This is a genomic window from Nitrosomonas oligotropha (assembly GCF_009833085.1).
Lineage (GTDB): Bacteria > Pseudomonadota > Gammaproteobacteria > Burkholderiales > Nitrosomonadaceae > Nitrosomonas > Nitrosomonas oligotropha.
In genome coordinates, this window is sequence record NZ_QRBZ01000012.1 from 145,739 (window position 1) to 163,815 (window position 18,077).

15 protein-coding genes are annotated in these 18,077 nt (G+C 52.3%); 14 read left to right on the forward strand and 1 reads right to left on the reverse strand.

Annotated features, from left to right (window positions below):
* The first annotated feature begins 21 nt into the window (after positions 1–21).
* The 14 genes from ABD07_RS05180 to rpmE all read left to right on the forward strand — a co-directional run bounded on the left by ABD07_RS05180 (position 22) and on the right by rpmE (position 17,656).
* The gene (locus tag ABD07_RS05180; RefSeq protein ID WP_160817418.1) at positions 22–3,006 is read left to right on the forward strand and encodes a type I restriction endonuclease subunit R; all 2,985 of its coding nucleotides are present in this window, start codon (positions 22–24) and stop codon (positions 3,004–3,006) included.
* Positions 2,996–4,249 carry a restriction endonuclease subunit S gene (locus tag ABD07_RS05185; protein WP_160817419.1) on the forward strand — a complete coding sequence of 418 codons (1,254 nt, stop codon included), beginning with the start codon at positions 2,996–2,998 and terminating at the stop codon, positions 4,247–4,249. Before ABD07_RS05180 ends, ABD07_RS05185 begins: the two co-directional genes overlap by 11 nt.
* Positions 4,246–5,241, forward strand: a complete 996-nt coding sequence (locus ABD07_RS05190) for a PDDEXK nuclease domain-containing protein (RefSeq protein ID WP_160817420.1) — start codon at positions 4,246–4,248, stop codon at positions 5,239–5,241. The genes ABD07_RS05185 and ABD07_RS05190 overlap by 4 nt, the downstream gene beginning before the upstream one ends.
* The gene (gene dinD / locus ABD07_RS05195; RefSeq protein WP_160817421.1) at positions 5,241–6,101 is read left to right on the forward strand and encodes a DNA damage-inducible protein D; all 861 of its coding nucleotides are present in this window, start codon (positions 5,241–5,243) and stop codon (positions 6,099–6,101) included. The genes ABD07_RS05190 and dinD overlap by 1 nt, the downstream gene beginning before the upstream one ends.
* A gap of 13 nt (positions 6,102–6,114) precedes the next feature.
* On the forward strand, positions 6,115–7,722 hold the full coding sequence (locus ABD07_RS05200) for a type I restriction-modification system subunit M (protein WP_160817422.1): 1,608 nt from the start codon (positions 6,115–6,117) through the stop codon (positions 7,720–7,722).
* 133 nt (positions 7,723–7,855) lie between these two features.
* Positions 7,856–9,085 (forward strand): YcjF family protein, encoded by a 1,230-nt coding sequence (locus ABD07_RS05205; RefSeq protein ID WP_160817423.1) that lies wholly within the window; start codon positions 7,856–7,858, stop codon positions 9,083–9,085.
* Positions 9,082–10,635: a GTPase domain-containing protein gene (locus ABD07_RS05210; RefSeq protein ID WP_160817424.1), complete on the forward strand. Its 1,554-nt coding sequence runs from the start codon at positions 9,082–9,084 to the stop codon at positions 10,633–10,635. The genes ABD07_RS05205 and ABD07_RS05210 overlap by 4 nt, the downstream gene beginning before the upstream one ends.
* Before the next feature lie 109 nt (positions 10,636–10,744).
* Positions 10,745–11,506, forward strand: a complete 762-nt coding sequence (locus tag ABD07_RS05215) for a DUF3750 domain-containing protein (protein ID WP_338040524.1) — start codon at positions 10,745–10,747, stop codon at positions 11,504–11,506.
* A 115-nt stretch (positions 11,507–11,621) separates the two neighbouring features.
* Positions 11,622–12,635 carry a Fe(3+) ABC transporter substrate-binding protein gene (locus ABD07_RS05220; RefSeq protein WP_160817425.1) on the forward strand — a complete coding sequence of 338 codons (1,014 nt, stop codon included), beginning with the start codon at positions 11,622–11,624 and terminating at the stop codon, positions 12,633–12,635.
* A 95-nt stretch (positions 12,636–12,730) separates the two neighbouring features.
* Positions 12,731–14,332: an ABC transporter permease gene (locus ABD07_RS05225; RefSeq protein ID WP_160817426.1), complete on the forward strand. Its 1,602-nt coding sequence runs from the start codon at positions 12,731–12,733 to the stop codon at positions 14,330–14,332.
* Positions 14,333–14,336: 4 nt separating this feature from the next.
* On the forward strand, positions 14,337–15,392 hold the full coding sequence (locus ABD07_RS05230) for an ABC transporter ATP-binding protein (protein ID WP_160817427.1): 1,056 nt from the start codon (positions 14,337–14,339) through the stop codon (positions 15,390–15,392).
* Between the two features lie 217 nt (positions 15,393–15,609).
* Positions 15,610–15,936, forward strand: coding sequence for a thioredoxin TrxA (gene trxA / locus ABD07_RS05235; protein WP_108697359.1), 327 nt, complete (start codon positions 15,610–15,612; stop codon positions 15,934–15,936).
* A gap of 150 nt (positions 15,937–16,086) precedes the next feature.
* Positions 16,087–17,346, forward strand: a complete 1,260-nt coding sequence (rho, locus tag ABD07_RS05240; protein ID WP_108697360.1) for a transcription termination factor Rho — start codon at positions 16,087–16,089, stop codon at positions 17,344–17,346.
* Positions 17,347–17,443: 97 nt separating this feature from the next.
* Positions 17,444–17,656 (forward strand): 50S ribosomal protein L31, encoded by a 213-nt coding sequence (gene rpmE / locus ABD07_RS05245; protein WP_108697361.1) that lies wholly within the window; start codon positions 17,444–17,446, stop codon positions 17,654–17,656.
* 108 nt (positions 17,657–17,764) lie between these two features.
* Here rpmE and ABD07_RS15175 read toward each other — a convergent pair whose 3' ends face one another.
* The gene (locus ABD07_RS15175; protein ID WP_338040526.1) at positions 17,765–18,001 is read right to left on the reverse strand and encodes a cupin domain-containing protein; all 237 of its coding nucleotides are present in this window, start codon (positions 17,999–18,001) and stop codon (positions 17,765–17,767) included.
* Between the last annotated feature and the right edge of the window lie 76 nt (positions 18,002–18,077).

Below are 18,077 nucleotides of genomic sequence, written 5' to 3' on the forward strand. Positions count from 1 at the left end.
TGAACTTTCCGAACCGTCCCGATGACAGCAACAGAAACCCAAATTGAGCAAGATCTGATCGCTAAGCTTGAAGCGCTCAAATATACCTACCGTCCGGATATTCGTGATCGTGAAGCACTGGAAAACAATTTCCGGGAGAAATTCGAGGCACTTAATCGCGTTAAGCTGATGGATTCGGAATTTTCCAGGTTGAAGGATGGGATTGTTAACGCCGATGTTTTCGCTGCCGCCCGCCACTTGCGCGAACGTAACACCTTCTTCCGTGACGACGGTACACCGCTAAATTACACGCTGGTCAACATCAAGGACCGGTGCAAGAACAGTTTCGAAGTCGTCAATCAACTGCGCATTAACACCGACTACAGCCATCATCGTTACGACGTGATACTGCTCATCAACGGCGTGCCGGTGGTGCAGGTCGAGTTGAAAGCTCTCGCCATCAGTCCGCGCCGGGCGATGCAGCAGATCGTCGATTACAAAAACGACCCTGGCAACGGTTACAGCAAAACCCTGCTGTGCTTCCTGCAATTGTTCATTGTCAGCAACCGCTCAGACACCTGGTACTTTGCCAGCAACAACAACCGTCACTTCAGCTTCAACGCCGACGAACGCTTTTTGCCGTTCTATCAGTTTGCAAGCGAAGACAACAACAAGATCACCCATCTGGACAGTTTCGCCGGGAAGTTTCTCGCCAAGTGCACGCTGGGCGAGATGATCAGCCGCTACATGGTGCTGGTGGCCAGCGAGCAGAAATTGCTGATGATGCGCCCGTATCAGATCTATGCCGTCAAGGCCATCGTCGAGTGCATCCACCAGAACTGTGGCAACGGCTACATCTGGCACACCACCGGCAGCGGAAAAACGCTCACTTCGTTCAAAGCATCGACTCTGCTCAAGGACAACCCGGCTATCGATAAATGCCTGTTCGTGGTCGACCGCAAAGACCTGGATCGACAGACGCGGGAGGAATTCAACAAGTTTCAGGAAAAGTGCGTCGAAGAAAACACCAATACCGAAACCCTGGTGCGCCGCCTGCTTTCCGGCGACTACGCCGATAAGGTGATCGTCACCACCATCCAGAAGCTCGGCCTGGCGCTGGACGGCAGCAATAAGAAAAATTATCTGGCCCGGCTGGAACCGCTACGTAACCAACGCATAGTTTTCATCTTCGACGAATGCCACCGCTCGCAATTCGGCGAGAACCACAAGGCCATCAAGGAGTTCTTTCCCAACGCGCAATTGTTCGGCTTTACCGGCACGCCGATCTTCGACGACAACGCCAGTTATCAGCAGATCGAAGGCCAGCAGGCATCATTCAAAACCACGGCGGACATCTTCCAGCAACAACTGCATGCCTACACCATCACCCACGCCATCGAAGACCGCAACGTGCTGCGCTTTCATGTGGATTACTACAAGCCCGAGGGTAAAAACAAGCCGAAGCCGGGCGAGGCGCTGACCAAGAAAGCCATCGTCGAGGCGATTCTGTCCAAGCACGATGCCGCCACCAACGGACGCAAGTTCAATGCCGTGCTGGCCACGGCCTCGATCAACGACGCGATTGAATATTACGCGCTGTTCAAGTCCGTGCAGGTGGAAAAACAGGCCCAGATCGAGTCAGGGGGCGGTGATTTCCAGCCGCTCAACATTGCCTGCGTATTTTCCCCGCCCGCCGAGGGCAACAAGGACGTGCAGCAGATCCAGGAAGACCTGCCGCAGGAAAAGGCCGACAATGAACAAGCGCCGGATGAGAAGAAAGCCGCTCTCAAGGCCATCATCGCCGACTACAACGCCCGCTACGGCAGTAATCACAGCATTGGCGAATTCGACCTCTACTATCAGGACGTGCAAAAACGCATCAAGGATCAGCAATATCCCAACCAGGATTTGCCTCATGCGCAGAAGATCGACATCGTCATCGTGGTGGATATGCTGCTCACCGGTTTCGATTCCAAATACCTGAACACTCTTTATGTGGACAAAAACCTCAAGTACCACGGCCTGATTCAGGCGTTCTCGCGCACCAACCGCGTGCTCAACGACACCAAGCCCTACGGCAATATTCTCGACTTCCGCCAGCAGCAGGACGCTGTCGATACCGCCATCGGCCTGTTTTCCGGTGAAGCCGCCAAACCCGCCAAGGAAATCTGGCTGGTTGAGCCAGCCGCTGAAGTGATACGCAAGTATGAGGCTGCGGTTTCCGGCATGGCGGGCTTCATGCAAAACAAAAATCTGGTGTGCGAGCCTGAGCAGGTCTATAACCTGAAAGGCGACGCTGCCCGCATCGAGTTCATCAACCGCTTCAAGGAAGTGCAGCGGCTCAAGACGCAACTCGACCAGTACACCGATCTGAACTACACACAAAAGGCTCAAATCGATGCCATCCTTCCGCAGGATCAGCTTCTGAGTTTCAGGAGCACTTACCTGGAAACCGCGCAACGCTTGAAAGCGCAACAAGACAAAGGCGGCGGCAGTATTCCGCCCGAGGTGCAGCAGCTTGATTTCGAATTCGTGCTGTTTGCAAGCAGCGTAATCGATTACGACTACATCATGGCACTGATTGCCCGCTACGCCAGCCAAACGCCGGGCAAGCAGAAAATGAGCCGCGACCAGCTCATTGGCTTAATTCAGTCCGATGCCAAATTCATCGACGAGCGCGACGACATCGCCGAATACATCGGCACGCTGGAGACGGGCAAGGCGCTGGATGAACAAGCCATCCGCACCGGATTCGAACGCTTCAAGGCCGGCAAGCACGCCCGCCAGTTGGCAGCCGTCGCAGAAAAGCACGGGCTGGACGCCGCCATGCTGCAAACCTTTGTGGACACCATCCTGCGCCGTATGATCTTTGATGGTGAAACCTTGAGTGAACTCTTCGCCTCGCAGGAGCTGGGTTGGAAAGCACGCACCAAGGCGGAATTGGCGCTGATGGAAGAGCTGATTCCGCTGCTCAAAAAGCTCGCCCAAGGACGGGAGATTTCAGGATTGGGGGCGTATGAGCAATAAGGTGGAAAAACGCGGATTGGTGCCCAAGCTGCGCTTTCCTGAGTTTCGGGAAGCGGGAGAGTGGAATGGGAATACTTTTGGCAAAGCCGCGATTTTCATAAATGGCAGAGCATACAAACAAGATGAGTTGCTTGATAAAGGTAAGTATAGAGTTCTTCGTGTTGGGAACTTCTTTTCTAACAACCAATGGTATTACTCTGATCTAGAGCTGGGGGAAGACAAGTACTGCGATAAAGGCGATCTTCTTTATGCATGGTCTGCTTCTTTTGGCCCAAGAATATGGCAAGGTGAAAAAGTAATTTATCACTATCACATCTGGAAGGTATTGGAGAAAAACGGAGTTGATAGGAATTTTCTGTTTATCCTACTCGGGTATGAAACTGAAAGAATGAAATCGCAGTCGGCTAATGGTTTGGGCCTAATGCACATTACTAAAGGAGCTATAGAAAGCTGGAAATGTCACATCCCTGAAATTGAAGAACAACAAAAAATCGCCGACTGCCTCGCTTCTCTCGACGACCTCATCATCGCCCAAACCCAAAAGCTCGACACGCTCAAGGCCCATAAAAAAGGACTGATGCAGCAACTTTTCCCTGCCGAAGGCGAAACCCTGCCCAAGCTGCGCTTTCCTGAGTTTCGGGATGAGGGGGAGTGGGAGGCATTCCGTTTTGAAGAAATCGCTAAATTTTTTTCAGGCGGAACTCCTTCAAAAGATGTTGCTGAGTATTGGAATGGATATATTCCCTGGATTAGTGCATCCTCAATGCACAATACAAAGATTGAAATATCCGATTCAAATATCACTGAACTGGCTGTAAGTGCGGGCGCACGAATTGCAAAAAAAGGGACATTGCTTTTATTGGTACGCGGGAGCATGTTGCATAAGCGCATTCCACTAGGTATTGCAGAAGTTAACGTCGCATTTAATCAAGATGTCAAAGCACTGGAACTTAAGTCTAATATCACCGAACAATATTTGATGTATTTTCTCGTGGCATCCGAACCGAAACTGCTGCGGGCAGTTACCTCGACAGGTATTGGTGCGGGTAAGTTAGATACAAGTGACCTAAATGATTTTCTCATCAATACACCGTCACCAACTGAACAACAAAAAATCGCCGATTGCCTCTCTTCCCTCGACGAACTGATCACCGCCCAAACCCAAAAGCTCGACACGCTCAAGGCCCATAAAAAAGGACTGATGCAACAGCTTTTTCCCACTCTGGACGAGGCGCAAGGGTGAGCACATTGACCGCATTTCACGCGGATATCAAAAACATCCTCGAGCAGGCGCGGGGCAAGGCGCGTTCGGCGGTGAATGCCGCCATGGTCGAAGCCTACTGGCAGATTGGGCAACGGATTGTGGAAGAAGAGCAGTTTGGGCAGCACAAAGCTCAATATGGTAAACGGCTGATCGAAGACCTCTCGGTAGCGCTGATGGCGGATTTCGGCAAGGGCTTTTCCTATGCCAACCTGTACAACTGCCGCCAGTTTTACCTGACCTTTCCCGATCAGGAGATTCTCTACACGCTGTGTAGAGAATTGAGCTGGAGCCACTTGCGCTTGATCATGCGCGTCGATTCGCCGCAAGCCATTGACTATTATTGCCGCGAAACCAGAGAGCAGAGCTGGACGGTACGCCAACTGGAACGCAATATCAAAAGCCAGAGTTTTCAGCGCCTGCTGTCAACCCAGATTCCGCCTTCATCTGCACAGGGCACCTCTGCCCATCTGGAATTTATCAAAGACCCTTATGTGCTGGAATTCTTGCAATTGCCGGAAACTGGCGAGGTAAAAGAAAGCCGGCTGGAGCAGGCGATTATCGATGAGTTGCAAAAGTTTCTGCTGGAACTGGGCAAGGGTTTCTCGTTCGTTGCGCGGCAGATGCGTATCAGCACCGAAACCAGTCATTTTTATCTCGACCTGGTGTTCTACAACTACTTACTCAAGTGTTTTGTCATTATTGACCTGAAGACCGGCAAGCTCAGTCATCAAGATATCGGCCAAATGGATATGTATGTGCGCATGTTCGACGATCTTAAACGGAGCGAAGACGACAATCCCACCATTGGCATTATTCTTTGCGACAGCAAGGATGAAACCATTGTTAAATACTCGGTGATCAAGGAGAGCCAGCAACTTTTCGCTTCCAAGTATCAGCGCATACTCCCGACCGAAGCGGAATTGATTGCCGAAATTGAGCGGGAGAAGCGGCTGATAGAGGAGAGAGAGTGATGGATAAGCAATTTCAAGCCCCGCAACTAAACCTTGAAACCGCTGTGCAGCGCGCCGATGCCGAAGGCATTGAATTCTGGTTTGCTCGCGATCTGCAAGCGCCTCTGGGGTATGCTCGTTGGGAGAACTTTCAAACCGCCATCCAGCGCGCCATGGAGTCCTGCGAAGCCTCTGGCCATGCGATTTTGGATCATTTTCGTGGCGTCACGAAATTGATCGTTCACGGCAAGGGCGGGGAGCGGGAAATTGATGATTTCATGCTTACCCGTTACGCCTGCTACCTGATTGCCCAGAACGGTGATCCGCGCAAGCCCGAGATTGCCTTTGCGCAAAGCTACTTTGCCTTGCAAACCCGTAAGCAGGAGCTGATTGAAGACCGTATGCGGCTACAGGCGCGCATGGAGGCCCGCGACCGGCTGAGGGAATCGGAAAAAGCCCTATCGCAGAACATCTTCGAGCGCGGCGTGGATGATGCCGGTTTTGGCCGTATCCGCTCGAAAGGTGATCAGGCGCTCTTCGGCGGGCATACCACGCAAGCCATGAAAGACAAATATGGCATTGTGAAAAGCCGTCCGCTGGCGGACTTTTTGCCCACCCTGACGATTGCCGCCAAAAACCTGGCTACCGAAATGACCAATCACAACGTGGAACAAGCCAATTTGCTCGGGGAACACGCAATCACCCATGAGCATATAAAGAACAACGAGAGCGTGCGCGACATGCTGGGGCAGCGCGGCATCAAACCGGAAAAACTGGCCGCCGAGGAAGACTTGCAGAAGCTGGAGCGCCGAGTGAAGTCAGAAGAAAAGAAACTGGCTAAGCGCACCAAAACTCTGCCACCGCATGACGACAATCGATAGAGCCGAATCAACCATGACCGAACAAGATCAAAAACAACTGGGGAACACTCTGTGGAGCATTGCCGACCAATTGCGCGGTGCGATGAACGCGGACGATTTTCGCGATTACATGCTGTCCTTTCTGTTCCTGCGCTATTTGTCGGATAACTACGAGACGGCGGCGCAAAAGGAGCTGGGGCCGGATTATCCGAAGCTGGAAGCCGGTGATCGCCGCACACCTCTGGCGCTATGGTATGCGCAGAACCCGGACGATACCGTTGAATTTGAAAAACAGATGCGCCGCAAGACGCATTATGTGATCCAGCCGTCGCACCTCTGGGGCAGTATTACGGAGCTGGCTCGCACGCAAGACAAGGAATTGCTGCATACCTTGCAGAAAGGCTTCGATTACATCGAAAACGAATCCTTTGCCAGCACCTTTGGCGGATTATTCTCCGAGATCAATCTGAATTCGGAAAAATTGGGCAAGGGCTATCCCGAACGTAATGCCAAGCTTTGTACCATCATCAGCAAGATTGCCGAGGGACTGGCGCAGTTTTCCACCGGCAAGGACACGCTGGGCGATGCCTATGAATACCTGATCGGTCAGTTTGCCGCCGGTTCCGGCAAGAAAGCGGGCGAGTTTTACACGCCGCAGCAGATTTCCAGCATTTTGTCGGGCATCGTCACGCTGGATAGCCAGGAACCCGCTACCGGCACCAAAAAGCAACTGGGAAGCGTGCTCGACTTTGCCTGCGGCTCCGGCTCGTTGCTGCTCAATGTGCGTCACCGGCTCGGCCCGCACGGCATCGGCAAAATTATCGGACAGGAGAAGAACATCACCACCTACAACCTGGCGCGTATGAACATGCTGCTGCACGGGGTGAAGGATTCCGAATTTGAGATTGTTCACGGCGACACCCTCACCAACGACTGGGATTGGCTGCGCGAGACCAACCCGGCAAAGATGCCGAAGTTCGACGCAGTGGTGGCCAATCCGCCCTTCAGTTACCGCTGGGAGCCGACCGAAAGCTTAAGTGAAGACATGCGCTTTAAGAATTATGGGCTTGCGCCAAAATCCGCCGCCGATTTCGCCTTTTTGCTGCACGGTTTTCACTACCTGAAACCTGAGGGCGTCATGGCCATCATCCTGCCACACGGCGTGTTGTTCCGTGGCGGAGTGGAAGAACGTATCCGCACCAAACTACTGAAAGACGGCCATATCGACACGGTGATCGGCTTGCCCGCCAATCTGTTTTTCTCAACGGGTATTCCGGTCTGTATTCTGGTGTTGAAGAAGTGCAAAAAGCCGGACGATGTGCTGTTTATCAACGCCAGTGAATATTTTGAGAAAGGTAAACGTCAGAACCGCTTGTTGCCGGAGCACATCGGAAAGATCGTTTCGACCTATCAATTTCGCAGCGAGGAAGATCGTTTTTCCCGCCGGGTGACGATGGATGAAATAGTGGCGAATGGCTACAACCTGAATATTTCGCGCTATATCAGCACTGCAAGGCAGGAAGAGGAGGTTGATTTGGCGTTGGTGCATAATGAGTTGACGGAATTGGAAAAACGGATCAAGGAAAATACCGGGAAACACAACGAATTTTTGAAGGAATTAGGGTTGCCGCTGTTGCCTTAGTTCCGGTAATCATGATCAAACCGGCAATCAATGAAAATTCGTTTGAAGCGCAGGGAATTCTCGATAAACCGACTGAAACAATTGCCCGGGGCGGCGGCCGGTATTTTCCTTGCCACGGTGATAAGATGATCCCATGAAATTAAGCGATCTGAAAAACTGGACGGACTACTGGGAGCAGCTTCGTGCCGCGCTGCTGGAGCCCAGTGTCGACAAGTCTATGCTGGAAGCATCGCTACGTGAAGCGCGTGCGAAGATGCCGGTGCCGGTGCTATGGCTGCTGGGTAAAACGCAATCCGGCAAGACATCGATTATCCGCGCACTGACGGGCAGTGCGGCGGCGGAGATCGGCAATGGTTTTCAGCCGTGCACGCGCAGTGCGCGGTTTTACGATTTCCCGGCAGAAGCGCCGGTGGTGCGGTTTCTCGATACACGCGGCCTGGGCGAAGTGGCGTACGATCCCGGTGACGATATGCATTACTGCGAAGCGCAGGCGCATTTGCTGGTAGCGGTGATGAAAGTGGCGGATGTCCATCAGGCTGCGGTGTTCGATGTGTTGCAGGCGATCCGACGGCGTCATCCGGAATGGCCGTTGCTGATCGTGCAAACTGGTTTGCACGAACTGTATCCCGGTCAATGTGCGCATATTCAGCCGTGGCCGTATGGCAGCGATCCCTTGCCTGATTCCATTCCGCTCGATTTGCGCCGTGCTTTGCAGGCGCAGCGCGATGCTTTAAAGCTGTTACCCGGTTTTGCGCCGGTGCGCTGGGTAGCGGTCGATTTGACATTGCCGGAAGATGGCTTAACGCCGCCGGATTATGGTCTGGAGGCATTGTGGCAGGCAATCGAAGCGCTGACATCCTTGGGTTTGCAGCATCAACTGAGCGGTGACCGGGAAGTGCAGGATTTGTACGCGCGCACCGCGCATCAGCATATCGCGGGTTATGCGCTGACTGCGGCGGGACTCGGTGCTTTGCCGGTGGTGGATTGGGTCGCGGTGTCGGCGGTGCAGGCAAAACTGCTGCATAGTCTGGCGCTGCTGTACGGGCAGCGCTGGGACAAAAGCACCGTCACGGAATTTATCGGTTTGGCGGGTGCGGGAATTGCCACCAGTTATCTGACCCGGCTGTTGACCCGGGCTGTGACCAAATTCATACCGGTCTGGGGACAGACCGTGGGGGCGTTATGGGGCGCCAGTTCCAGCGGTGCGACCACATACGCGTTGGGCAAGGCGGCGATCTATTTCTTCACGCGGCGTAAGGATGGCCTGAACGTCGATGCTAATACCTTGCGGCAGATTTATGCGGAAGAACTGGAGCGCAGCGCAGCGATACTCAAAGACCGCCTGCGGGGAAAATCCGCATGAAAACACCGCTGCCCGCCGTTAATCCGCTGCGGTTAATGGTCTTCGTCCTGATGTTGCTGCCGCTGCTGGCATTGCTGGGATTCGGCGTCTTCTGGCTGTGGCAGAGCGGTTATTTGCAGTATTGGCTGATCGCCATGGTGCTGTGCGGCGGCCTGGGATACGGCTTGCAGTATTGGCTGGTGCGGCAGGAGCGGCAATTGCTAACGGATTCGGCCACCGAACCTAATCCGGATTGGCCGCCGAGCGCGGATGCGGTCTGGCGGCAAGTCGAAGCGCTGGCCGAGACGTGTAATCCGCAGGATTGGCCGATCGAGGAGGGCACCTGGGTGCTGGCGCTGGGACAGAAAACGATGGAAACGGTTGCGCATTGTTATCACCCGGATGTCGAAAAACCGTTGCTCGAACTGACCATACCGCATACCTTGATGATTATCGAGCGGGCGAGCCGCGATCTGCGCCAGGATGTCGCGGAGAAAATACCGTTCAGCAACCGCCTGACCATTGGTGATTTGTTCCGGATACAGCGCTGGAAGGCCAAGGCGGAACGGCTGTTTGGTATTTATCGCGCCGGCAGCTTGCTCATCAATCCGGTCAATGCTTTGTTGAGCGAAGCGTGGCGGCATTTGCGCGAGCGCAGTTTTGACCAGGCCAAGGATGAATTGCACCGCTGGTTTTTGCGTACCTATGTTTGCAAAGTGGGGTACTACGCGATTGATCTGTATAGCGGCCGCTTGCCGCTAGGCGATGAAGAATTTGTGACTGCGCCAACCCCGCAATCCGAAGCCGATCTGGGGCAGGTCGAAGAAACCGCAAAACCCGCGATTGAGCCGTTGCGCATTCTCGTGTTAGGGCGGTCCAATTCGGGTAAATCGAGCCTGATCAATGCGTTGTTTGGCACATTGACGACGGCTGCCGATGTATTGCCGGATACCACGCAAGCCGTTAAGCCGTTTGTTTTGTCGCGCGAGGGTTTGACGCAAGCGCTGATTTTCGATAGTCCGGGATGCGATAGTGCATTGTTTGATCGTCAGCGCATGCTGGCTGCGGCGGAAAATGCCGATCTGATTTTGTGGCTGAGCCCGGCCAACCGGCCCGACCGGCAGACGGAGCGCGATTGTCTGGACGGGCTGCGCGCCGCCCAGGCCGCGCGCACCGATCGCCGTCCGCCGCCGCTATTGGTGGTGGCGAGTTTTATCGATCGCTTGCGGCCGGTCAACGAATGGCAGCCGCCGTACGACCTGACGCATCCGGCGGGCAGCAAGGCAAGCAATATCGCTGCGGCGGTGCGGGTTATCGCGGCCGATCTGGCGGTAGCGGTTGAACAGGTGATACCTGTCTGTCTGCTGGCGGGTAAAGTTTATAATGTCGACGATACCCTTTGGGCCGCGATTCTGAATCATCAGGACGAAGCGTTGCGGGTGCGCTTGATGCGCTGCCTGGACGCTAGAAAGCGCGCCGAGGACTGGGTCATGTTGCGGCGGCAGATGGCCGGTGCGGGCCGGTTTGTGCGGGATTTGCCGGACATATTGGGAAAACGCACCGGACGGTAATGGGGTGGCTATGGAAATACATCAATAAACCGGGTTTCGCCTATACTGCGATCCATTTCAATGCGCCTGGATTGCATCATTTTTAATCTCTAATCAGTTGAGTCATTCAGTGAAGCGCACCTTAATCGTAGTTTTCCTGTTATTTGCCGTGGGGCTGATCGTGTTGACGGTTGTGCCGGATCGCGCACGCGCGCAAAACTGGTGGAGTGCGAGCCGTGAGCCGGTGGGTCTGGCGCCCGATCCGGCGTCAACGCCGGAAGCGATTGTGCAGGTTTATGGCGCACGTGCATTCAGCTGGCGCGGCTACTTCGGGATTCATACCTGGATTGCGGTGAAACCCACGGCGGCGCAGTCGTACACCATTTATGAGGTGATCGGCTGGTTGCAACGCCGTAAGCTCCCGGTGGTGGTGATTTATGAAAATGTGCCGGACCGGCGCTGGTACGGCAATATGCCGGAGCTTCTGCTGGAGAAACGGGGCGATGGCGTGGATGCGCTGATCGAGAAAATTGACCAGGCGGCACAAAGTTACCCGTATGCAAAGGATTACACGATTTGGCCCGGCCCCAATTCCAATACCTTTACGGCGTGGATTTCACGCGCCGTTCCGGAGCTGCAATTGGATCTGCCGCCCACTGCGATTGGTAAGGATTACCTGGGGTACCGGCTGGTTTCGCAAGCACCGAGCGGCAGCGGCTTGCAAGTTTCCATTTTTGGCTTGCTGGGCGTGCTGGTCAGCGCGGTGGAAGGTATCGAGCTGAATTTGCTGGGATTGTCGTTCGGTGTCGATCTCGATCCGCCTGCGCTCAAATTGCCGCTGCTCGGGCGCAAAGAACTGAATTCATGGTTTGAGCCTGCGGTTGAAAATTGATTGCGTGCTTTAAACCTTGAGTTTACGGTATTTAATTGATAATTATTCTTATTCATACTATAGTAACCCTCACTAATTAATTCGCTTGATGAACCTTTTTGCCTGGAATTTTTTCATGTTGAAATCGAATGTAAGCCGTTTATATCTTGCCGTTTTTTTTCTTTTCTCTTCACTGATCGCACCGCTGGCACATGCCGAGGAAGTGGTTGTGTATTCCGCGCGTATTGAGCAACTCATCAAACCGATGTTTGACGCGTTTACCAAGGAAACCGGGATCAAGGTCAAATACACCACCGATAACGAAGGTGCATTGCTTGCCCGGCTGGAAGCGGAGGGAAAAAATACCCCCGCGGATCTGTTGATTACTTCCGACGTGGGTAATCTTTGGGCAGCGGCACGGGCAGGCTTGTTGAAGCCGGTGCAATCGAACGCGCTGGAAGCGAATATCCCGGCGCATTTGCGCGATCCTCAGCAAGAATGGTTCGGTTTGTCGATCCGGGCGCGCACGTTGATTTATAACACCAAGAAAGTGAAGCCTTCAGAGCTTTCAACCTACGAAGATCTGGCCGATCCGAAATGGAACAAACGGCTGTGTCTGCGCACATCGAAGAAAGTGTATAACCAATCCCTGGTGGCGATGATGATTGCCGAACATGGCGAAGCCGAGACCGAGAAAATTGTCAAAGGCTGGGTGGCCAATCTGGCGACCGATCCGCTATCCGATGACACTCGGGCTTTGGAATTCGTCGCTGCCGGTAAATGCGATGTAACGGTGGTTAATACCTATTACTACGGCCGGTTGATGAAAAAAGACCCGAATTTGCCTTTGGCGATTTTCTGGCCGAATCAGAATGATGGCGGCGTGCACGTCAATATTTCCGGCGCCGGTGTCACGCGCCATGGCCGAAACACTCAAGCTGCGATTAAATTGCTGGAATTCCTGTCGTCCGACAAAGCGCAAAATCTCTTCGCCGATGTGAATATGGAATATCCGGTCAATCCGAAGATTGCAGCGGATCCGTTTGTCGCGGCGTGGGGCAGTTTCAAGCAAAACCCGATGAATCTGGTGAAGGCCGGTGAATTGCAGACCACTGCGGTAAAACTGATGGACCGGGCGGGTTATCAGTAAAAAAGTACGGTCACCACAAAGATCAATGCGGCGTAAACGCTAGAAACAATAGCTTTTACGCCAGTTTTTTCGTTCTGTTTCTTCACCAACATGTCATGGCCATTTGGCGCTCGGTTCCTTTTATAGCTGCTGCATTGGTACTGGCGCCCGTGGGCGTGATCGTGTCCGCATTTTTTGCACCCGCCAGCGATGTTTGGCAACATCTGCTTGAAACAACGCTTCCCCAGCTGCTGATCAATACGTTCTGGCTGGCCTTGGGTGTCGTCAGCGGGACTGCGCTATTGGGCATCAGCCTGGCGTGGCTCACCGCAGTTTATGACTTCACCGGGCGGCGGTTTTTTTCCTGGGCGTTGCTGTTGCCGATGGCGATGCCCGCTTATGTCACGGCATTTGTCGCGCTGGGATTGTTTGATTTTACCGGCCCGGTACAAACGGTATTGCGCGCCTGGCTGGATTCGGATTTGTCCTGGTTTCCGGATATCCGTGGCAGGGCCGGTGTGATTGTGGTGATGACGCTGGCTTTTTATCCTTATGTTTACTTATTGGCGCGCAATGCTTTTCTGAGTCAAGGCAAACGCTCGTTGGAAGTAGCGCAATCGCTGGGCTTCAATCGAAAGCAAGGATTTTTCAAAGTGGTGTTGCCGATGTCCCGTCCCTGGATAGCCGGAGGCATGATGCTGGTGCTGATGGAGACGCTGGCGGATTTCGGTACCGTGGCAGTGTTTAATTACAACACTTTCACGACCGCGATTTACAAAGCGTGGTTTAGCATGTTTTCGCTGCCCGCGGCTTCGCAGCTCGCTTCGTTATTGATTCTGATCATTTTTGTTGTGATCGTGCTGGAGCAGCAGTTTCGCTTGCGTATGCGTTATGCGGAAAGCAAGAGAACCGAGCGTGCGCAGCGTATCCGGTTGACGGGATGGTCTAACTGGCTGGTGGCCGGTTTTGTCCTGAGCGTCTTGTTTCTGGCATTTCTGCTGCCGGTGCTGCAATTGTGCCAGTGGGCAATGCGATCGTTTACGCAAGATTATGACGTGGCCCGCTATCTGGAGTTTCTTTGGCATTCGCTATCGTTGTCCGGTCTGGCGGCTTTATTGATCTGTTTGGTTGTCATCGCCATGGTTTATGCGGCGCGGCGTTATCCCAGCGCGGCCACGCGCTATGCGATTCGCATTGCCACAATCGGTTACGCGCTGCCCGGTACGGTGCTGGCGATTGGTGTGTATGTGCCGCTGGTTTGGCTCGATGGGCGGTTCAGCGAGTGGATGATGAACTGGCTGCAAATCGAGACAGGGCAATTGATTCAGGGCACGCTGATGATTATGTTGATTGCCTATTTGATCCGCTTTATGGCGGTCAGCCATTATCCGATTGATGGCGCGATGCAACGGATTACGCCGAATATCGACGAAGCGGCGATGAGTTTCGGGTTGCATGGCTGGGCGATGATCCGGAAAGTGCATATTCCAATATTGAAACCGGGAATTTTTACGGCGGCGACCTTGGTGTTTGTCGATGTCATGAAAGAGATGCCGATTACGCTGATGACGAGGCCTTTTGGCTGGGATACACTGGCGGTGCGAATTTATGAAATGACTTCCGAAGGGCAATGGGAGCAGGCTGCGTTGCCCGCGGTTACGCTGGTGCTGGCGGGGCTGATTCCGATTTTCTTGTTTATGCGACAAACTGAGAAGTGAACCGATGAGTACAGGGTTGCTGCAACTGAATCACGTTGTGCAAGCGTATGGCGAGCAGGTTGTTATCCGTAACTTATCTTTGCAATTGCAGAAGGGGCAGATTGGTTGTTTGCTCGGCCCGAGCGGTTGCGGCAAGACCACGGCCTTGCGTTGTATCGCCGGTTTTGAGCGGGTTGCAGCCGGAGAAATCGTGCTCAATGGCGTCTGTGTGAGCAGTGCGGATTCCTTCGTGCCGCCGGAACAGCGGCGGATCGGCATGGTGTTCCAGGATTATGCGTTGTTTCCGCATCTGGATGTGACTGCCAATATCGGTTTTGGTCTGCACCGGTTAACACGGGTGGAGCGTGAGCGGCGGGTTGAAGAACTGCTGCATGTCGTGCATCTGGCCGGTGTTGCGAAGAAATATCCACATGAATTGTCGGGCGGGCAGCAGCAGCGCGTTGCACTGGCGCGTGCGCTGGCGCCGAGACCGGATCTGTTGCTGCTGGATGAGCCTTTTTCCAATCTGGATGTGAGTTTGCGTGAACGGTTGAGCACGGAAGTCCGCGAGATCATCAAACAGCAAGGAACCACCGCGATTCTGGTGACGCATGACCAAGCGGAGGCGTTTGCGATTGCCGATGAGATCGGCGTGATGAATCACGGCGAGATTCAACAGTGGGATTCGGCATTCAATCTGTATCACCGTCCGGCCAACCGTTTTGTGGCTAATTTTATCGGTCAGGGGGTATTTCTGCCCGGTAAAGTGATCAATGCGCAACAGGTTGAAATTGAATTGGGTGTGTTAAACGGGATGGTTCCGCAGCACTGTGAGGCTGGTTGCAGCGTGGATGTGTTGCTGCGTCCGGACGACATTGTGCACGATGATAGCAGCGCGATGCAGGCGACAGTGGTCCATAAGGCGTTCCGCGGCGCGGAGATTTTGTATACGTTGCGTCTGGCGGGCGGCGCCAAAGTGCTTGCGTTAGTGCCGAGTCATCATGATCATGTCATTGGCGGGAAAATAGGCATCAAACTCGAGGCTGATCATATTGTGGCATTTCAACAATTGGAAGGATGATTGTCCGATTCCGGTTCCTGAGAGTGCGAGACAATATCCCGGGTTTCTTCCGAGTGCTATTTTAAAAAGCTACTTCCCTTTTAACAGTTTTTTCTATAGCATAACAATTTAGTTTTATACCACTCTTTTGCAGCGTTATTCCAACCAATCCGGTAAACCAATCTTTGAGATAATTAGGTTTACTCTTCTTAATACTGAATAATTGAATGAGGATCATATGAGTCAGCATATTCATTACGTTACTGATGCTAATTTTGATGCGGAAGTTTTGCAATCGACAACCCCCGTGCTGGTGGACTACTGGGCGGAATGGTGCGGCCCTTGTAAAATGATAGCGCCGATACTCGACGAGATTGCGAGCGAATATGGTGAACGCCTTAAAGTGGCTAAATTGAATATTGATGAAAATCAGCTAACACCGCCGAAATACGGTATTCGCGGTATCCCGACCCTGATGCTGTTTAAAAACGGTAATATCGAGGCGACCAAAGTCGGAGCTTTATCAAAATCGCAATTAACCGCCTTTATTGACAGCCATATTTAAACCCGCTAGTCTACTGAACCTAATAGATTTGTGGACTAGGTGACTGGTAAGAAGCCCACACCACCTTATATTTAATAATCCCATCCGTAACAACTTTCCTTCCAGCATCATTATCTTTTACCTGAGTATTATTTTTTCACGAGCTTTTTCATGCGCTTATTCGATTTAAAAAACCTACACGTCACTGAACTAGTAAAAATGGCCGTCGAAAACGAAATTGATGGAGCCAACCGAATGCGGAAACAGGATCTGATTTTCGCATTGCTTAAAAATCAGGCGCGTAAGGGCGAAAATATCTACGGTCATGGGACGCTGGAAGTATTACAGGATGGTTTTGGATTTTTACGTTCTCCCGATACGTCCTATCTGGCCGGGCCTGATGATATTTATATTTCACCCAGTCAGATCCGGCGCTTTAATTTGCATACCGGGGATTCGATTGACGGCGAGATTCGTCCGCCGAAGGAAGGGGAACGTTATTTTGCGCTGGTAAAGGTTGATAAGGTCAATAACGAACCGCCAGAAAATTCCAAACAGAAAATCCTGTTTGAAAATTTGACACCGTTGTTTCCGGATGAGCGGCTCGTGCTCGAACGCGATATCAAAGCCGAAGAAAATATCACCAGCCGCATCATCGACTTGATTGCTCCGATTGGAAAGGGGCAGCGCGGTTTGTTAGTGGCCAGCCCCAAGTCGGGTAAAACCGTGATGCTGCAACACATTGCGCACGCCATTGCGGCTAATTATCCGGATGTGATTTTAATGGTGCTGCTGATTGATGAGCGTCCGGAAGAAGTGACGGAAATGATCCGCTCGGTGCGAGGGGAAGTCATTTCGTCCACTTTCGATGAAGCAGCCACGCGGCACGTGCAAGTCGCCGAAATGGTGATAGAGAAAGCTAAGCGCTTGGTCGAGCACAAGAAAGATGTCGTGATACTGCTCGATTCGATTACAAGGCTGGCGCGCGCTTATAATGCCGTGGTGCCGGCTTCCGGCAAAGTGCTGACCGGTGGTGTGGACGCCAGTGCGTTACAGCGACCCAAACGCTTTTTCGGTGCGGCGCGTAATATCGAGGAGGGTGGATCGTTGACGATCATCGCGACAGCGCTGATTGATACGGGATCACGCATGGACGATGTGATTTATGAAGAATTCAAGGGTACCGGCAATATGGAAATTCATCTTGACCGGAAAATGGCCGAGAAACGAATATATCCAGCGATTAATGTGAACCGGTCAGGAACTCGCCGGGAAGAATTGCTGATTTCTCCCGATGTACTGCAAAAAATCTGGGTACTGCGCAAGTTACTGCATCCGATGGACGATATGGATGCGATGGCGTTTCTTTTGGATAAAATCAAGGCAACCAAGAATAATTCCGACTTTTTTGATTCCATGCGGCGGGTTTAGGACTTAATTTTCACAGTTGCGCCAATACGTACATTAAAGGATAATACACCGCTTTTTAATCTTCCCATTGGGGATGGAATAATTAAGGATATAGGCAATGAAAGCAGACATTCATCCAGACTATCAAGAAATTACCGTGACTTGCAGTTGCGGTAATGTTTTTAAGACACGTTCTACCATGAACAAACCGTTGAATATTGAGGTATGTTCGCTTTGTCATCCGTTCTACACGGGCAAGCAGAAAATTGTGGATACTGCCGGAAGGGTTGAGAAATTCCGTCAGAAATATAGCAAGCAAGCGCGCAGTTAATTGTCAAGAAACAAGTAATATCAGGTTGTTACCAAGTTTATAATGGTGAGCCTGGGTAACAAAATTTCTTCCAGATTCTGCTGTTTGATTCTAAGTTAAATAGTCGCTTTAATAATGTACAGCTAGCCAGATCGTTTCATTGTCTGGATCTGTCCATGACACTTTGTGCTTTTTATGAGCGGGGATAGTAATAAAATCTCCCTCATTGAGATGTATGGACGTTCCATCTTCAAAAGACAGTGCAGCCTTGCCCTTTAATACCATAACCCACTCGTTTTTTTTCTGATCGTACCAGCCGGATTCTGGCGACTTTTGCCCTTTCGAGATGATCTTTTCGATCACCACTTTGTCGTTTCCGGCCAGAAATTCAAATAATTCCTGATCCAGGTTCTGGGGGATTCCGGTGAATATATTGTGTGAT

What these genes read in the sequence shown, in the direction of transcription:
- ABD07_RS05180 (WP_160817418.1), top strand. Translation starts at nt 22, where the DNA reads ATGACAGCAACAGAAACCCAAATTGAGCAAGATCTGATCGCTAAGCTT.
- ABD07_RS05185 (WP_160817419.1), top strand. Translation starts at nt 2,996, where the DNA reads ATGAGCAATAAGGTGGAAAAACGCGGATTGGTGCCCAAGCTGCGCTTT.
- dinD (WP_160817421.1), top strand. Translation starts at nt 5,241, where the DNA reads ATGGATAAGCAATTTCAAGCCCCGCAACTAAACCTTGAAACCGCTGTG.
- ABD07_RS05200 (WP_160817422.1), top strand. Translation starts at nt 6,115, where the DNA reads ATGACCGAACAAGATCAAAAACAACTGGGGAACACTCTGTGGAGCATT.
- ABD07_RS05205 (WP_160817423.1), top strand. Translation starts at nt 7,856, where the DNA reads ATGAAATTAAGCGATCTGAAAAACTGGACGGACTACTGGGAGCAGCTT.
- ABD07_RS05210 (WP_160817424.1), top strand. Translation starts at nt 9,082, where the DNA reads ATGAAAACACCGCTGCCCGCCGTTAATCCGCTGCGGTTAATGGTCTTC.
- ABD07_RS05220 (WP_160817425.1), top strand. Translation starts at nt 11,622, where the DNA reads ATGTTGAAATCGAATGTAAGCCGTTTATATCTTGCCGTTTTTTTTCTT.
- ABD07_RS05225 (WP_160817426.1), top strand. Translation starts at nt 12,731, where the DNA reads ATGGCCATTTGGCGCTCGGTTCCTTTTATAGCTGCTGCATTGGTACTG.
- ABD07_RS05230 (WP_160817427.1), top strand. Translation starts at nt 14,337, where the DNA reads ATGAGTACAGGGTTGCTGCAACTGAATCACGTTGTGCAAGCGTATGGC.
- trxA (WP_108697359.1), top strand. Translation starts at nt 15,610, where the DNA reads ATGAGTCAGCATATTCATTACGTTACTGATGCTAATTTTGATGCGGAA.
- rho (WP_108697360.1), top strand. Translation starts at nt 16,087, where the DNA reads ATGCGCTTATTCGATTTAAAAAACCTACACGTCACTGAACTAGTAAAA.
- rpmE (WP_108697361.1), top strand. Translation starts at nt 17,444, where the DNA reads ATGAAAGCAGACATTCATCCAGACTATCAAGAAATTACCGTGACTTGC.